The organism is Bradyrhizobium sp. HKCCYLRH2060 (assembly GCF_051168135.1).
GTDB lineage: Bacteria > Pseudomonadota > Alphaproteobacteria > Rhizobiales > Xanthobacteraceae > Bradyrhizobium.
In genome coordinates, this window is record NZ_JBNPUK010000013.1 from 82,191 (window position 1) to 97,396 (window position 15,206).

Annotated in this window: 13 protein-coding genes and 1 tRNA gene; 7 read left to right on the forward strand and 7 right to left on the reverse strand. The window is 63.7% G+C overall.

The window, feature by feature from the left end:
- The first annotated feature begins 116 nt into the window (after window positions 1–116).
- From ACQR10_RS23945 to ACQR10_RS23960, 4 genes are all read left to right on the forward strand, one after another.
- Complete coding sequence (locus tag ACQR10_RS23945; RefSeq protein ID WP_316181212.1) at window positions 117–1,184, forward strand: phospholipase; 1,068 nt, start codon at window positions 117–119, stop codon at window positions 1,182–1,184.
- Window positions 1,185–1,322: 138 nt separating this feature from the next.
- Window positions 1,323–2,687, forward strand: coding sequence for a hypothetical protein (locus tag ACQR10_RS23950; RefSeq protein ID WP_410051450.1), 1,365 nt, complete (start codon window positions 1,323–1,325; stop codon window positions 2,685–2,687).
- A gap of 4 nt (window positions 2,688–2,691) precedes the next feature.
- Window positions 2,692–3,513 carry a hypothetical protein gene (locus tag ACQR10_RS23955; protein ID WP_316218002.1) on the forward strand — a complete coding sequence of 274 codons (822 nt, stop codon included), beginning with the start codon at window positions 2,692–2,694 and terminating at the stop codon, window positions 3,511–3,513.
- Window positions 3,514–3,604: 91 nt separating this feature from the next.
- On the forward strand, window positions 3,605–3,811 hold the full coding sequence (locus ACQR10_RS23960) for a hypothetical protein (protein WP_315804553.1): 207 nt from the start codon (window positions 3,605–3,607) through the stop codon (window positions 3,809–3,811).
- A gap of 75 nt (window positions 3,812–3,886) precedes the next feature.
- On the opposite strand, the gene ACQR10_RS23965 is transcribed toward ACQR10_RS23960, so the two are convergent.
- The 3 genes from ACQR10_RS23965 to ACQR10_RS23975 all read right to left on the reverse strand — a co-directional run bounded on the left by ACQR10_RS23965 (window position 3,887) and on the right by ACQR10_RS23975 (window position 6,036).
- Window positions 3,887–4,549: a DsbA family protein gene (locus ACQR10_RS23965; protein ID WP_316218003.1), complete on the reverse strand. Its 663-nt coding sequence runs from the start codon at window positions 4,547–4,549 to the stop codon at window positions 3,887–3,889.
- 5 nt (window positions 4,550–4,554) lie between these two features.
- Window positions 4,555–5,340, reverse strand: a complete 786-nt coding sequence (locus tag ACQR10_RS23970; protein ID WP_316218004.1) for a sulfite exporter TauE/SafE family protein — start codon at window positions 5,338–5,340, stop codon at window positions 4,555–4,557.
- Between the two features lie 201 nt (window positions 5,341–5,541).
- Window positions 5,542–6,036 (reverse strand): hypothetical protein, encoded by a 495-nt coding sequence (locus ACQR10_RS23975; protein ID WP_316218005.1) that lies wholly within the window; start codon window positions 6,034–6,036, stop codon window positions 5,542–5,544.
- Window positions 6,037–6,226: 190 nt separating this feature from the next.
- On the opposite strand from ACQR10_RS23975, the gene ACQR10_RS23980 reads away from it, so the two are divergent.
- Window positions 6,227–6,538: a PsiF family protein gene (locus ACQR10_RS23980; protein WP_316218007.1), complete on the forward strand. Its 312-nt coding sequence runs from the start codon at window positions 6,227–6,229 to the stop codon at window positions 6,536–6,538.
- Window positions 6,539–6,621: 83 nt separating this feature from the next.
- On the forward strand, window positions 6,622–7,707 hold the full coding sequence (locus ACQR10_RS23985; protein ID WP_316218008.1) for an AbrB family transcriptional regulator: 1,086 nt from the start codon (window positions 6,622–6,624) through the stop codon (window positions 7,705–7,707).
- Here ACQR10_RS23985 and ACQR10_RS23990 read toward each other — a convergent pair.
- Complete coding sequence (locus ACQR10_RS23990; protein WP_315804559.1) at window positions 7,704–8,237, reverse strand: disulfide bond formation protein B; 534 nt, start codon at window positions 8,235–8,237, stop codon at window positions 7,704–7,706. The two genes, ACQR10_RS23985 and ACQR10_RS23990, sit on opposite strands and share 4 nt — an antisense overlap.
- 173 nt (window positions 8,238–8,410) lie before the next feature.
- On the opposite strand from ACQR10_RS23990, the gene ACQR10_RS23995 reads away from it, so the two are divergent.
- A tRNA-Leu gene (locus ACQR10_RS23995) sits at window positions 8,411–8,495 on the forward strand.
- Between the two features lie 1,091 nt (window positions 8,496–9,586).
- On the opposite strand, the gene ACQR10_RS24000 is transcribed toward ACQR10_RS23995, so the two are convergent.
- The 3 genes from ACQR10_RS24000 to ACQR10_RS24010 form a co-directional block, all read right to left on the reverse strand.
- Entirely contained in the window at window positions 9,587–11,596 is a 2,010-nt protein-coding gene (locus tag ACQR10_RS24000) for a PatA/PatG family cyanobactin maturation protease (protein ID WP_316218009.1), read from the reverse strand.
- A 272-nt stretch (window positions 11,597–11,868) separates the two neighbouring features.
- Complete coding sequence (locus tag ACQR10_RS24005; protein WP_316218010.1) at window positions 11,869–13,971, reverse strand: S8 family serine peptidase; 2,103 nt, start codon at window positions 13,969–13,971, stop codon at window positions 11,869–11,871.
- Window positions 13,968–15,098 (reverse strand): phosphatase PAP2 family protein, encoded by a 1,131-nt coding sequence (locus ACQR10_RS24010; RefSeq protein ID WP_316218011.1) that lies wholly within the window; start codon window positions 15,096–15,098, stop codon window positions 13,968–13,970. The genes ACQR10_RS24005 and ACQR10_RS24010 overlap by 4 nt, the downstream gene beginning before the upstream one ends.
- Between the last annotated feature and the right edge of the window lie 108 nt (window positions 15,099–15,206).

Below are 15,206 nucleotides of genomic sequence, written 5' to 3' on the forward strand. Positions count from 1 at the left end.
ACACGCGTTCGGAAAATGGTCATTGCCCGGACGGCCGATTTTGCGTTGCATGACAGCGCTCGCCGGCAAACAGACGAGACGGCCAGACCCGCGGTTCGCGTATCAAGGAGACCTGCATGACGGATGCCGTGGTGGATGACATTCTCATCGTGTTGCCGCCACTGCTGCAGACGCTCGAAGCCCTGTCCTACGTCGCGCGCTACCTGAATCCGCCGGATTTCGATCGCGTGATGGCTGATGTCGGCGATCCGGAGCAGGCGCTGCACACGGCGCGGATTCATCTCACGTCGTGGCCGGCGGACTTCGCCCATATCCGTATCGCCTTCGACACCGCAGCGGACGCCGCGCTGATGTCGTTTGCCGGCCTGCGCGCCGTTCAGCGCGGCGAGGGCGACCTGGTCGACGTGTTCAGGGCCCTGCGTCAATTGCCGCGCGCGCTCGAGGCGCTGTTTCCGCTCGCCGCGACGCTGCCGCCGCTGAGCGAATTCTTCCTCGATCCCGCCGTCGACGGCGACGACGGGCTGCGCCGGTTGCTGGCCACGTCCTCTGCAGGCAAGGACGCCGTATTTCACGACCATAACGAGATCGGCAATCGCGGCGGCTTTTCGCTGTATGTGCCGGAATACTACACGGCGGACCGGGCCTGGCCGCTGGTCATGGCGCTGCATGGCGGCAGCGGCAACGGCCGCGACTTCCTCTGGAGCTGGCTGCGGGCCGCGCGCAGCCTCGGCGCCATCCTGGTTGCCCCCACCGCGGCCGGACCGACCTGGGCGCTGATGGGCGACGACGCTGATACGCCGAACCTGCTGCGCATTCTCGACCTCGTCCGCAGCCGCGTCGCGATCGATCCCACCCGCATGCTGCTGACCGGGATGAGCGACGGCGGCACGTTCTGCTACGTCAGCGGACTGGCCGCAGGCTCGCCGTTCACGCACCTTGCGCCGGTGGCCGCGACGTTCCATCCGCTGATGGCTGAGATCGCCGACCGCGACCGTCTGCGCGGGCTGCCGATCCAGATCGTGCACGGCCGGCTCGACTGGATGTTCCCGGTCGAAATCGCGCGGCATACCGCCGACGCCCTGGCCAAGGCGGGCGCCGATGTCGCCTATCGCGAGATCGATGATCTCAGCCATTGCTATCCGCGCGAGGCCAATGTCGAGCTGCTGCGCTGGCTGATGCGCTGAGCCAGCGTCTCCCGACGACATGGCTGATCGGTAATGCCGCCGACACAATGTCGGCGGATTTTGTCCGCACTGGTTCTGCTCGGCCATACAGCGGGGGCGCTGCATACGGGCGGCCATGAGGCCGCCGAAGGTCCGCTCATGCCCTCGCCGCTGATGCCCTCGTCTCCTGCGTCCGTCGCGCAAGTCTCCTCCGCCCGCTCCTCCACCTCCGTCGTGCTCGCCAATGGCGTCAGCCGTCTCGAAGTGACGCTGAAGCTCACGACCGCGATTCTGGCGCTAGCCGCCGGCGTCTACACCTATCTCGGCGTCCGCGAATTGCTCAACGGCAGTCCGACCACGGTGTTCTTTGCGGCGGTCATCTACTCGGTCGCGGTCTCGGTCGGCATCTACGCCTTCTGGGTGTTCATGATGCAGTTCATGCCGCACGTCACCAGCACGATCGGGCGCTTGATGATGGCCGGCTGCATGTTGCTGGGCTCGCTGATGATCGTCGCGATGTCGTCCTGGCTGAATGCCTCGGCGCTGGCCGGCGCCGCCGCGATCCAGCAGCATCTTGCGATCACCGTGCAGAACTACACGCGCGACCTCGACCGGGCCAACAGCCAGGCGATCGCTGCGCAAAGCCTGCTGCCGGACATCCAGCTCGCCTCCTCCCGCTTCGCCAAGCTGGCGGACGCCGAACGCGCGGGCTCGCTCACCGGCACCTCCGGGTCGGGCACCGTGGTCCAGCTGCTCGCGCAGATGTCGACGCAGCTCGACGGACTGGGCCAGCAGGTCCAGGAGTCGGGCAAGCGCGTCTCCGCTCTCTATGAGCAGGGCGGCAAGAGCCTCGCCAGGATGCGCGAGCTGATCTCCGACCGCGGCCCGATCGCAACGCGCAGCGATGCCTTCGCCACGGAGTCGCTCAACCTGATGGGCGTGATCGCCAATCTGCAGCAGACCTCGGTGGCCCCTGCGGTGAAGCGCGCCGCGACGTCGCTGTCGGCCGGATTCATCGCGCCTGCCCCGGGCGGACGCAGCGGCGACCTGGCCGAGCGCCAGACCGCCGTCGTCGGCAAGGTGGAGGGCGCGATCGCCACGCAGGCCGCCTCGCTCGCCGACGCCGCCGACAAGATCCTGGCGCTGCCGCGGATCGAGCCGACCCGGTTCCAGACGCTGTCGCCCGCCGAAGCCGTGCTGCGCTACGCCGGCGACTTCATCCCGAGCTGGGCGGGCGCGATCTCGATCGACCTGATGCCGGCGGTGCTGGTGCTGATCCTCTGCGTCGTCCATGCCGCCATCCGCCGTGAGGGCCTGCCCGCCGTGAGCGCCTCCAGCCTGACGGCCGCCGATCTCGTCACCGCATTGCAGATCGCGCGCGAGGTCGAGGATGCCAGGCGGGCGGCCGAGCGACGGCCTGCCGAAACGCCTGCTGAGCAGCCTTCCGCGCCAGCCATCGAGCCGGCGCCGGCCGCGGCGGATGAGAACGTGACGTCGCTGTCGTCGGCTCGGCTTGGAAAGTAGTCCCGTGGCTTCGGCGCTGAACCGACGCGTCCATGCCTGGCTCGCGGACAATCCCGATGAGAGCATTCTGCGTTGGGTCTTCCGCAGCATCCTCGTCGTCACCGCCGCAGTTCTCGCGGCGGACCTGCTCGAGCTGAATGCTCCGCAGGTGCCATCGGATGCAGCCCCGACTCAGCTCGACATTCGGCGCGACGCGCCAGACATGCCGGCCGAATCACCATCCGTTCTGGCGCCCCTGATGAAGCGGCTGATGCCGCTGCCCCAGGGCGATCGTGCTTTGCAGCAGCCTGTTCAGTTCGAGCTGCGCGGCGGCGGCCGGCTGTTCGCGACCGGCACGATCACGCCCGGCAGCGCGCGCAGCTTCGCGGACGCAGTCGAACGTCATGGCGAATATATCCGGACGATCGTGTTGAACTCGCCCGGCGGCTCCGTCGCCGACGCGCTGGCGATGGGGAGACTGATCCGCGCGCGGAAATTCACAACCGAAGTGGAGGCGGGAAAATATTGCGCGTCGTCGTGCCCGCTGGTGTTCGCCGGCGGTGTCGAGCGCCGGGCCGGCGAACGGGCAATCATCGGCGTGCATCAGATCGCCGCAGTCCCCACGTCCGGGACCACCGTGAGGTCCGGCGACGACATGAGCCTTGCGCAGAACATCTCGGCGCGATGCCAGCGCCACCTCGCCGCGATGGGCATCGATCTGAAGGTCTGGGTGCACGCGATGGAGACGCCGCATGACCAGCTGTTCACGTTCAAGCCCGACGAGATGAAAGCACTCAATCTCGTCACCTCGCTGCCGGAATCGCGGCCTGAAAAATCGCGCAGTTAGGATGTTCTGATCGCGGTGGACCGGGACCGCGGCGAGCGCGGAACCAAGTTTCGACCGCGGCGTTGTTGGCCGTCACACTGGAGAACATGACATGCGGACATTCGTGGGAATGATCCTGGGGGCCCTCATCCTGGGTTTGGGCGTCTACATCCATGATTCGATGCAGACCTCGGAGGTCGCCAACGGACCGAGCGCGCAGTCGCGCCGGACCATCGTGAACTGGGACGTCGCGGCGGACAGCTGGAATTCGCTCAAGACCCGCGCGCATGACGACTGGGTTCGCATCTCGTCGAAGTAACGCGCAAGACGCTTCGTTTTCAGGGCGCCTCGGCTTCGGTCGAGGCGCCTTTGCTTTGCCAGCTAGTTGGCCGCCTTATTTGGCCGCCTTGGCCTTGCGCGCGTCGGCGATGACCTGCTCGAACTGCGCCATGGTCAGCACGCCGGGCACCCTGAACTTGCCGACGATGAAGGACGGCGTGCCGCGGAAACGCAATCCCCGCGCCTGCTTGTCGTTGCGCGCCAGCATGGCGTCGATGGCCTTCGCGTTGGCTGCGAGGTCGCGCTTGGCGCGGTCGATATCAACGCCGGCTTCAGCGAGCAGCTCGTCGATGCGCGGCTCGGTGAGCTTCGAACTGACGCCGATCAGCGCGTCATGGGCCTTGGCGTATTTGTCCTGATATTTGCAGGCCAGCGCCATCCGCGCCGCAACCACCGAAGTTGGCCCGAGGATCGGCCACTCCTTGAGAACCCAGCGCACCTTGCCATCATCATGGATGACCTGCTGCAGCTCGGGATCGAGCTTGCGGCAATACGGGCAATTGTAGTCGAACCATTCGACGATCGTGATGTCGCCCGCGGCATTGCCGAGCACCGGCGCATCGGGATCGCGCAGCACCGCGCCCTCGTCGGGCTCATCGGCATCCTCGGCGCGACTGTCGCGGGGCCACAAGGACAGCGCCGCGGTTGCGCCAAGAAGCGTCAACACGTCACGCCGGCTGCTGGCGGAGATGATCGCAGTCGAGGGGACGCGCTTCATTGAGGTCAGCTCCAGATATGCAGCAGGCTGCGCGTCAGCATGTACAGCGCCACCACCGCGATCACGACCGAAAACACCACGTTCAATGCGCCGCGCCGTTCGGAGAGATGGCGCGCCAGGCGCGTGCCGGCAAGACCTCCGGCGATCCCGCCGGCGATGAACAGTCCGGCGAGATCCCAGGCGACGAGCCCTGACCACGCATAGCTCGCCGCGGTGGTAAGCCCGAAGGTCGTCACCGCGACCAGCGACGAGCTCACCGCGTTCATGATCGGCATGCCCGTCGCAGCCATCAGCGCCGGCACGATCAGGAAGCCGCCGCCGATGCCGAAGAAACCGGACAGCGTGCCAGTGGCGAGACCGAAGCCGACGATCGCCGGGATGTTGGCCATGCTCATCTTCACATCGGGGGTGCCGATGCGGGCGCGCGTCTTCAGCATAAGCATGGCGATAACCATCATCACCAGCGCGAACAGCGCCAGCAGCTTCTGGCCGTCGACCATCTTGCCGAGCAGCGAGCCGGTGAAGGCGCCGACGATGCCCGCCGTTGCGAACAGCGCCGCGATCGGCCAGATCACGGTGCCGCCGCGCGCATGATTGGCGAGATTGATGGCAGCGTTGGTGGCGACCGCGATCGCGCTCGAGCCGATCGCGATGTGCGGCTCGGGCACGCCGACGACATAGACCATCAGCGGCACCGCCAGCACCGAGCCGCCGCCGCCGACGAGGCCGAGCGAGAACCCGACCATCGCGCCGCAAACCAGGCCGAGCATACCTTGGACAGCAGAGATCATGGCGAGAGCAGGGTCATTTCCCGCACCGGAAGGCAAGCCCCAAAATCACCGGAGCAGTAATGCCCCGCCACCGGCGAGGACCGCCGCGCGACCGGCGTTGAGCCCGGTCCGGCCGGCGGTCTCGCGGCGATGCATGGCGTCGAGAGCGGCGGCCGGCCGCATGATGCCCCCGGCCCGCCGGCAACGTCACGTCAATCCGGATCAGGCAGCGCCCTTCAGCTTCTTGGTGCATTCGCTGTAGTAGCCGCCGCCCTTCTGGATCCACTTCAGGCCGCCATTGGCGTTGGTCGCCTTGTTGGCATTGTACTGATCGACGCAGGTCTGCAGCCGCGCCTTGCCGGGCTTCTCCTTGGCGTATTTCGGGTCCACCGCGTTGGGGAACACGGCGGGACCGGTCGGCGCGGGAGCGGCCTCCTTGGCGTCGGATTTCGCCTCCTTGGCCGGCTTGGCCTCGGCCGCGGGTGCGGCCGGAGCCGCCGGTGCCGCGGCCGCGGTGGCATCGCTGCCGCACTGGGCCTTGCGGAAGTCGTTCCACTTCTGGCCGCCCAGCGTGCCGGCCTCCTTCGCCTGCTTGTACTTGGCGCTGCATTCCTGCGCGGTGAGCGCCTGCGCCGGCGCCGCGGCGAACGTCGCGAGGCCGATCACGGCCAGCGTGGCGAGTGATGAAGCAACCAATGATCTTGCGTGAAAACTCATCCCAGATCTCCCTGTGGAGCATGTTGAATGGGACGGTAATTCTAGCGAGACGCCTGCGACCGACAAAGCAGGCGGGAGCGTGGCCGCGCGAAAATATAATTTGCCTCGCGCGGCGATCCGGCTCATTCCATTCACTGCGGGTTCAGCATCGCCAGACATCGCACTATGCCTTTCGTTCGAGGACTTCAACATGAGATTCACTGCCCGGGCGGCGATTGCGGCCATCGCAATGGCCACCCTGTCGGCCGCGGGCCCCGCCCGTTCGCAACCCGGATTGACGCTGCCGGCGCGGCCCGATGCCGCCACCGACAAGTTCGCCACCCTGGACAAGGCTGCGCGCCGGACGATTTCCATCGCCTGCTCCAAGGAGGCCGACGAGCAGGGGCTGAAGGGCAAGGCACGCGGCAAATTCCGCTCGGCCTGCAAGCGCGACAAGGCGGCGGCCGCCGCCGCGACCACACCCGCGCCCGCTCCCTTGCCGACGCCGGACAAGCCGAAATGACCAGCGCCCGCGGACGCAAGCGCGCATGGCGCCTGCGCAACGGCGGGAATTGTACGCGCAGGCAGCTTTTGGCATAAGGCGCCGTGCGCCAGATCATCTCCTCCCTCCCCTTCGACCTGCCAAGCCGCGCCAAGACCCTGAGCGCGATCGAGACCCTCGTGCTCGGCACCGCCGGCGGCCTGATCTTCCTCGTCGCCCATCTGCCCGGCGGGCTGATCTCCGGCGCGATGATCGCGACCGCGATCGCCGCGATCGCCGGCCGCCCGCTGGCGATGCCGCCGATCCTGACCCAAACCGTTCTGCTGCTGCTCGGCATCTCGATCGGCGCCGTCGTCTCGCGCGAGCTGATCAACCATGTCAGCGCCTATCCGGTGACCATCGGCCTGCTGGCGCTCGCGACGTTCTGCTCGACCTTCGGCTCCAGCCTCTATCTGCAGCGCGTCCATGGCTGGGACCGCACCTCGGCGCTGCTCGCCGGCAGTCCCGGCGCGCTGTCGCAGATCACGATGCTCGCGGTCGAGCGCGGCGCCGACCTGCCGGCGATCGCCGTGGTGCAGACGCTGCGGGTGATCATCCTGACGGCGGCGCTGCCGCTGGTGCTGGCCGTGGCCGGCGTCGCACCGGCCGCGCCGATCTCGCTCGGCCAGAGCGTCGCCTCGCCGCTCGGCCTGCTTGCATTGCTGGTGGCCTCGCTGGTCGCGGCGATGCTGATGCAGCTGATCAAATTTCCGGCGAGCTGGCTGTTCGGCGCGATGGTCGCCAGCGGCCTCCTGCACGGCACCGGCCTCGTCGAGGGCGGCCTGCCGGAATGGATGCGCGGCGTGGCGCTGGTCGGCATCGGCGCCCTGATCGGCAGCCGCTTCGCCCGGATGCGGGTGAAGACCCTGGTCGGCCATATCAGGGCCGCGCTCGGCTCGTTCGCGATCGCGGTGGCGATCTCGGCGCTGTTCGTCACCGTGATCGTGCTGTTGACGCATGTGCGCTTCTCCGACACCATCGTCGCGTTCGCGCCCGGCGCCATGGACGCGATGATGGCGCTGGCGCTGACGTTGCACATCGACCCGATCTTCGTCGGCGCGCATCACCTGTCGCGCTTCGTGTTCGTCACCATCGCCACCCCCGGCATCGTCCATCTGTTCGGACGGCCGCAGGAGGATGTCGACGACTAGGCGCGCTTCCGGGTGATGCCCCAGCCGGCGATGGCGGCGATGGCGAGCGAAATCAGCACGCTGTAGCCGGCAAGCGACAGGCCGAGGAAGCGGAATTGCACCTCGTCGCAGCGTACGACCTTGACGCTGTCGAGCCGCTCCAGGAGACTGCCGGCGCTGCCGAGATTGCCGATCGGCCCGGTGCATTCGGTCGGGCCCGGCCAGAAGCCCCATTCGACCCCGGAATGATAGACGCCGAGCCCGGCATTGCCGAGCGCGGCCAGCGCGACCACGCCGAGCCCCGCGAGCACCAGCGCGCGCGGTGCGCCGCCTTTGGCGGCGAGCGCGATCAGCAGCCCGAGCGGTACGATCGCATAATAGGCCCAGCGCTGCTTCAGGCAGAGCTCGCAGGGCTGCAGGCCCCAGACCAGCTGCATGTACCAGGCGCCGGCCAAGGCCGCCGCCGCGATGCCGGCCGCGAGCAGCGCCGCCGCCACCGCCGGGCTCATGCTCCCCGCCGCAGGGCGCGCCATCACAGAAGTATTGGTCATCGGTCCTCCCGAACGGGGCTGCCTCCGGTCCCATGCCGGGCCGTTCCGGCTCCTACTCCGGCCCGCGAAAGCTGTCGAGATGCGCGCCCATCACGTCCGTGCGGGTTGACCCGGCCCGACCGCCCGCTATAGTCCGCCCGCTTCGCTATGGTTCCTGCACAGGCCCGGCGAATGCCCCTGTGGCGGAACTGGTAGACGCGCTCGACTCAAAATCGAGTTCCGCAAGGAGTGCTGGTTCGATTCCGGCCAGGGGCACCACGCTTCGCCCTGCGGGCTACGCGTGGCGCAGCTGCGCGAGTAGCCCGCAGGGCGAAGCGTGTCCGGCGAAGCCTCTTGGCGAAGCCGGACGTTTGAGCCCCCCAAGTCTCGCTTGAGCCGCGCTCTCTGATTTCCCATCAACCCTGTCAAACAGCCTGCGCTCGTCGCAGCTACTGACGCCCATGCCACCGCGATCTCGCGACCTGTCAGGCCCGAGCTCTGCTGCAGTCTGGCGTCCTCTTGAATTGAGAGGGCGCAGGGAAGGCCGAGTGCCGACTGGCACCCGTGGCCCCGTGCGGAAAAAGTGCACGGGGCAGGAACCACAGGCTCAGCCGGATCAACCCGGCCTTCCCTGCGCGATGGGCTTCCGGCTGCTCCGTGCTCTCCCAGGGGACCGGCTTGCTTGCCCCCGTCATCGACATCGTCGCCGACCAAGACACCAGCGTCGGGGTGTCGGGACCACACGGCTTGACCGTCCGCAAAACGACGTTCGTCCGCACCTCCATGAGATGCTGCGTCGCCCCGCGGCCACCACTCCCCGCCGCAACGTCCCGTGACGATCGCGATACGCCCCTCTCAGTGCGGGCGGGATGGCGAGATAAAACCACTGATTTGGGGGCGCCGTCAATGAACTTTCTGGTATTCAGAATAAAAAGCTGCGCCGGTTGATGTTGGCTTGCTCTGCAGCCCGAACACGATCGCTTGGCTTTGCTAACGAGCAAAAAGAACGATGCAGCGTGACCATTCCCCGGTTACTCCACCGGTGCGTCGGTTGAAGACGCACCGATGGCAACGTCTAGCTGCCGTTACCGGCACACTGTCGAATTGCAGGCGATATTGCAGAGATCTCGTTGCCAGCCATCTAACTGATCGCACGCGAGGTGGCACAAAGAGCATTCCGGTTCGTGAGAAGCGTGCACGCTCGCTTCGGATGACCGGTATGTCCGATCTCGGATAATCGGGGTCATGTCTGCAGCGCTTGAGATGGAGGCCTTCATAGATGGATACATTGATTGTCTCCTATTGATCGCGGGAAGAATTGAACTACAGAATAGAACGCACCCGCCGACGCTCTAAATCCAGATCGAAAATCAGGATTTGGGGCGTTCGCTCCAACTGGAAATATCTCCGAGGGCGACGGGGATAATGTCGCTGACGTCGATGGTAAATTGAAAGACCTTAATCGCCGCCTTCCCGTCGGATGGAATGAACATCTTGACGCGCACATCGTAACATTCGGAGCCCGATCGGCAGGCCACACTGCGAATGACCTCGATTTCATCTAGAACAAGATCAAGCCCGCCAAACTTATGCGCAACCTCTGCAATCAGACCGGCACTCATCGAAGCAAAATTCAACGCCCGTTCGCGGCCCGCTACGCCAAGATTGCGATATTTTCTCGTGAGCATCTGAGTGTAATCGTTCAGGAACAGTTCCATCTTCGACGGATCTATGTCCTCCGGCTTGTCTCCGGTTTTTCGCTTTGGCTTCTCAGACGAATCGGCTTTGGTAAGTCCCTGAACGACGGCCTTAACATCCCAGGGAGACATCCCTCGAGCGCTTGGATGGAGCGTCGGCACGGTTTCGCCCGACATCAATCGTGTTCTTCCGAAAGCCAAGCCAGGTATCGCGACAAGAAAACCCTTCTCCTCTTTTGGCTTCTCTTCCTTTTTCTTTTTCTCCTGGCGAGCGAACAACTCCAGAAGGTTGGCATATCCGGCGTAAGCAAAGGCGCCGAATGGTTGAATGGCGTAGACTGGCGCTCCGTCCATGTTGAGCGTCCAGATCAACCGCTCAAGTTCGGGAGTTCCCGCCGGACTGGAAAGGTAGTTGATGAGTTTATCCAAAGAGAATGGCTCTTTGGGTTGCAGGTACTGGGAGATTGAGTCTCGCCTGCTTTCAGTTCCGAAATCGATTCCAATGGTGCCTAGCGCATAAACAATTTGCTTCGCGGGCGTCGATTCGACCGTTTGCTTCGAACCGCAGCTACATCCGCCGCCGCCCCCGTTGCAGCCGCACGATGCCTGAACACCTCCAACATCCGAACAGGGCGCCAGCGGATTGAGGCTCAGGCTTTGATTGTCATCGGTAGATTTTGCAGCTGCAAGGATGGAAGCCCCAGCGGTCGCCTGTTTGGTAATTGAGTCAATCTGATCTTCCATTCCATTCAGATGGTCGTGCGTGCCATAGCTCATTTCATTCCTCCTGCTTTGTAAAAGATGTGACGCGGCGAGAAAATTGAGATTACCGGCTACTCGCCTACCGTCGGTCCACTGCGAGGTCGACGAATTAGTTGCACTCAACAGCAACGCCGTCCTGACCGCCAACGGAGCGGGCTTTTCACCGCGATAAATTTGCTCGCACAGCAAAAGAGCAGCGTGAGCAGAAACGATGGGCGTCGCAAAACTCGTGCCCGTTCGCTTCGCGATACCTCCGCCCGCGACCGCACCTAGAATGTCCTTACCCGGTGCGAGCAGCCCGCTACTGATGTACGCAGTACTCCAGTTGCTAAGTTGGAGTGGACGTCCACTCTCATCCGCGGCGCCAACCGCAAGCACAGTTGGGTAGCTTGCCGGCGTATGCGGACATTCGCAGCCGTCATTGCCTCCAGCAGCCACGACGAGCACGCCATCTCTTTCGCATCGATCGAGCGCGTCCTTTAGAAACTGTTCAGGTTCTTCCGAAAAATCGAGCTGTCCGCCGCTGATATTGATGATCTGGGCAGAATGTTCGAGGGCGAGCATGATCGCCCGGGCAAGATCAATCTGCGAACAGGAAAGCCTCTCATCCGTGCCTGACGCAAAAATCGGTAGCGATATGCCCTTACACCGCGGGGCAATTCCGACGACGGGGCTGCCGGGTTGACCAAAAATGATGCTTGCAACATGCGTTCCATGAGCGGCGGCTGCACAGTTTTCTTGAGGCGCTAAGCCCGAGTCGTACGGTACTTCAATATTTGCGTCGGAAAAGCACGGATGATCGAGATCGATTGGACCGTCAAGGATTGCAATGATGGCGCCCGGGCAACCTGGCCCTGCTGAAATTGAACCAAACATGTTCTGGCCTCTTCGCCACCATTTTGAGTAGCGTGGAAGCAGCATGCGCCGGGCGCGTGAGGCGCGCGTCAGCGCACCGCAAATCTTCCGTTAAATAGCTAACGCGTGGAATATTTTCCGATGAATGCGTACGGCGTAAGATGTGGCAGGCCGCTAAAGAGCGGCGGACAAACTCGCCATTTTTTCATTGGGGGCTTATTGGACTGACCCAAGGGCGGTCAAAATTGAGTGCCGTAGAATAGCGGGCGCTCCGGCAACGCGGCCTGGGAAGGAGCCCTAGCCGTAGTGACGTAGCGCCACACCTACCGGTTGAACCATTAAACCGCCGGATATCGGCGCCTCGGAATATGCCCGTCGGAGGCAGGCCGAAAGATGCATTTGCCAAGCCGCGGATCGGGTGGATCGATGGGAATCGTGACCGGACTAGTCGCGGCCGGATTGATGCAAACCGGCGCGGCCGTGCTGTCAGAAGCTGGATGAGCGATTGCCCGTAGTTCGTCTGCCACCTTCCGCACGATCTGAGGCGCGGCGACGCTGGTGCCGTTGAGCTTGACAGCCGAGCCACTGAACGTGCCCGCGGCGAGGACGCCCCAGAGCGCATTGCCTTCGTCAGCGAACGCCGAGCAGTCCGGCCCGGACCGAACCAACGTGGGCCCGCTCGACGTATAGTCGGAAGGGGGATGCCCCTCCGATGCCTCGGCGGCGCCGACGACGATGACATGGTCGCTCTCAATCATCGAGCCGGTTGCGATCGACGATAGGGTGTCCGCATACCTAATTGGACAACCGTCCCTCTGCAGCCGATAGTCGCCGGTCCGCGGATCTCGGTCATAAGCACCGGCGTGATCGAGGTAAGATTGGCGGCCGCGCCGCGGGTAGCCGAACGGCGTATCGTCGCGCTGAACGTAGACATGTGCCGTGATCGCCGTCCCGGTCAAATTCCGAAGAGACAGCTTCCAGCGACCGGAAGGTGCGATCTCGCGGCAGTCGTCGTTGCGCACGGTCGGATTGACAGCGAGCAGGATCCGCTCGCGTACGGATTTTCCGTGCTGAATGCGGTCGAAATAAATCCCAGCGATCGGACCGCCACCGATCGTCGCCTGGTGAATGTAACCCTCGCTAGGCCGAATGGGTGGGCTCGTCCTCGCGTCCTGTGCGGTCAGCCAGATCTCCACCGGTGCCTGTCCCGGCTTGCCTTCGGCGCCGGTATCGAGCCAAATCTCGACGTAGTTCGTTGCTGCACTATCGGGGTGGATGACCCAATCCAGGGTTTCGACCTCCTTTTTGAGCTCCAGTTTTGCGGCGGCGCGGGTGCGATAGCTGTTGCCCGCCGGCATGACCAAGCGGGTCAGATTGGGGTTTTGATGGCGCTTGTTGCGGTGGCGGACCATGCCGGCGAGCGCTTTTTCGAGATACTGAGTGCCATCCTTAGGACCCGCCAAAAGGCCATAGCTGAAGTTCATGACCAGCGGAATTGGCTTCCCGGCTTCGCTCAATGCATCGGCCCACGTCATGATCATCCTGACCGCCTGCAGCACATAGCTTCCCATCGTCAGCCCCGACGTGTCGACCGTCGCCACCGACGGCAATTGGACAGCGAGGATCGACACTCCTTCGCTGCCCCGACCTCCGCCTGCAGCCAGATCGAGCAAATGCGTCCCATGGCTGACGCGTGCGGCCAGTGGATTGTAGGCGCGGGTCTTGCCGAAATCGGTCGCACCAACCTTCCGGTAAATGCGGTCTTCGCTTTTGGATTCCTGCAACAACTGCTTGATCTCGTCATGCATAAGGCGGCGGCCGAATACGACGGCGTTGTCTGCCGGACTCCGCTTCTCCGTCTCCTGTAGCCACATGGCCGCGATCTTCGAGACCATACGGCGATCTCGAAATCTTTCGTGCGCAAAGGCAATCCCGTCGTCGATGATGCCGATAGCAACCTTGGTAGCCGCCAGGAAGGAAGGTTCGAAGCTGGTCGGATCGGGCTGGGGGTTGAAGTCGTTGAACTGCAAACCGATGATCGGCGGCCCCACGAAAAGAGAGCGATAAAATCCGGGATCGCGGAATCTGCCGCCACGATAGATGAACGTTTCCTTGCGATAGATGAAGAACTGCATGTCGACTTCATCGATCTTTGGCGGCTTTGGCCCTTCCAGGGCCTTGATCCACCAACTCAGGAGAGTCCGCTCGTCATCGCTCATTCGAATGGTGAATTTCTTGGCCGGGACGTCGTGGTCAGGCACGTACCCCTCATCGACGGCGCGTTGTAGCTCGTAAAGGCTCGCAAGAGCGCTGCGCAACGGCCTGATCTGGATTTGCACAGAGCACCAGGGATCCGGGTTGGGCTTGCGCCGGGTCCGGAATTCCCAGTCCAGATAGGGATCGGGACGGTCGCAAGCGGTCTTTTTCCAATGAAGCTTCATCGCGACTTGCCTACCACTCCGATCATCAACTGACACTCCGCGACCGCCTGGTCCCAGAGATGGTTCAGATCACAGGATTTCGGCACTTCGGCGCGCGTATTTCCAGATATTTTGCGTCCGCTGTCGGACTTGGCCTTTCGCTCCTGGGGGTCGTCGACGAATTCAGAGATCCAATCTTCGTAGCAGAAGTCGCCGTCGAATCCTCGCCCATCGAAAGCATGCGTCTTCAGAAAACGGCCGCCGCAGAAACGCGCAATATAGAACTCCGCCAAGGCGAGACCGAGCTTCATGCCGGCTACACTGTCGACTGGGAAGTGAACGCCGGCAACCGTCCGGTTTATGGCGATCCGTTCGGCAATCCGCATCAGTTGCTCGAAAGTCGGATCGTCGCTATCGAATTTGATGCGTGCGCTTCTGGCTTGCGACAGCAACGCATAGAACACGAAAGCGGCGGCAAAGGATTCCGTCGCGTGCCCGCTTGGCAGTGAGCCGTGACCGGGCGTTGGAATCATCGGCTGGATCTGGGGCGAGTACTCGACCGGTCGCCGGCAGGTCAGCGCATGCTTGACCCGCATCTCGATTAGGCCGGTCACGTTCAGGACCAGCGTCAGCAGCTCGAACGTCCGCCGAGTTCGATCCGGGTGCAGGAAGCCCACCGAGCCGAGGAACGACAGGATGTCCGTCATCTCCGTCATGATCTCGCCGCTGCGCTCCATCCGAAGTGCCGCATAGTTATGCACAAAGATCAGTTGTTTGGCGAAATCGGATGGACTTGGCCTGATCATGTGAATCAACGCACATGTACCGTCTTCGCCGCGCCCCCGATATTCGACGCAAACGGACTCGCTTGTTTCGTTGCAATCTCCGACATCGTAGTAGATTCCGGACAACAGTTCGGCGGTCAGGGTTCGCAATCGCACCGGCGTCGACCAGCGGTCCAGCGCGTACGGTTTGGCTTCGTAGTTTGCCGGAGGGGTACCAACATCCCGCCACATCCCCACCACGCCCTCGCGACCCGAGATGAGCGCCCGTGCTGCCGTGAACGACCGGGAGCGCGCGCTTTCGCCACTTTCACCGCTCTCGCCGCTCTCGCCACTTTCACCGCTCTCGCCGCTTATCCGCGCCATTTGCGCCTCCCCGGAAAAACCCGACGAACAACCTCAGGTACGTCACGATGCTCAGTTCGAAGCCCTGAACGGTCAAGTCGTCCGCAGTCGGAATTAACGCAATTTCAC

Bases quoted from the DNA above. Each gene is read 5' to 3' on its own strand.
- ACQR10_RS23945 (WP_316181212.1), top strand. From the start codon at position 117: ATGACGGATGCCGTGGTGGATGACATTCTCATCGTGTTGCCGCCACTG.
- ACQR10_RS23950 (WP_410051450.1), top strand. From the start codon at position 1,323: ATGCCCTCGCCGCTGATGCCCTCGTCTCCTGCGTCCGTCGCGCAAGTC.
- ACQR10_RS23960 (WP_315804553.1), top strand. From the start codon at position 3,605: ATGCGGACATTCGTGGGAATGATCCTGGGGGCCCTCATCCTGGGTTTG.
- ACQR10_RS23965 (WP_316218003.1), bottom strand. From the start codon at position 4,549: ATGAAGCGCGTCCCCTCGACTGCGATCATCTCCGCCAGCAGCCGGCGT.
- ACQR10_RS23970 (WP_316218004.1), bottom strand. From the start codon at position 5,340: ATGATCTCTGCTGTCCAAGGTATGCTCGGCCTGGTTTGCGGCGCGATG.
- ACQR10_RS23975 (WP_316218005.1), bottom strand. From the start codon at position 6,036: ATGAGTTTTCACGCAAGATCATTGGTTGCTTCATCACTCGCCACGCTG.
- ACQR10_RS23980 (WP_316218007.1), top strand. From the start codon at position 6,227: ATGAGATTCACTGCCCGGGCGGCGATTGCGGCCATCGCAATGGCCACC.
- ACQR10_RS23990 (WP_315804559.1), bottom strand. From the start codon at position 8,237: ATGACCAATACTTCTGTGATGGCGCGCCCTGCGGCGGGGAGCATGAGC.
- ACQR10_RS24000 (WP_316218009.1), bottom strand. From the start codon at position 11,596: ATGCTGCTTCCACGCTACTCAAAATGGTGGCGAAGAGGCCAGAACATG.
- ACQR10_RS24005 (WP_316218010.1), bottom strand. From the start codon at position 13,971: ATGAAGCTTCATTGGAAAAAGACCGCTTGCGACCGTCCCGATCCCTAT.
- ACQR10_RS24010 (WP_316218011.1), bottom strand. From the start codon at position 15,098: ATGGCGCGGATAAGCGGCGAGAGCGGTGAAAGTGGCGAGAGCGGCGAG.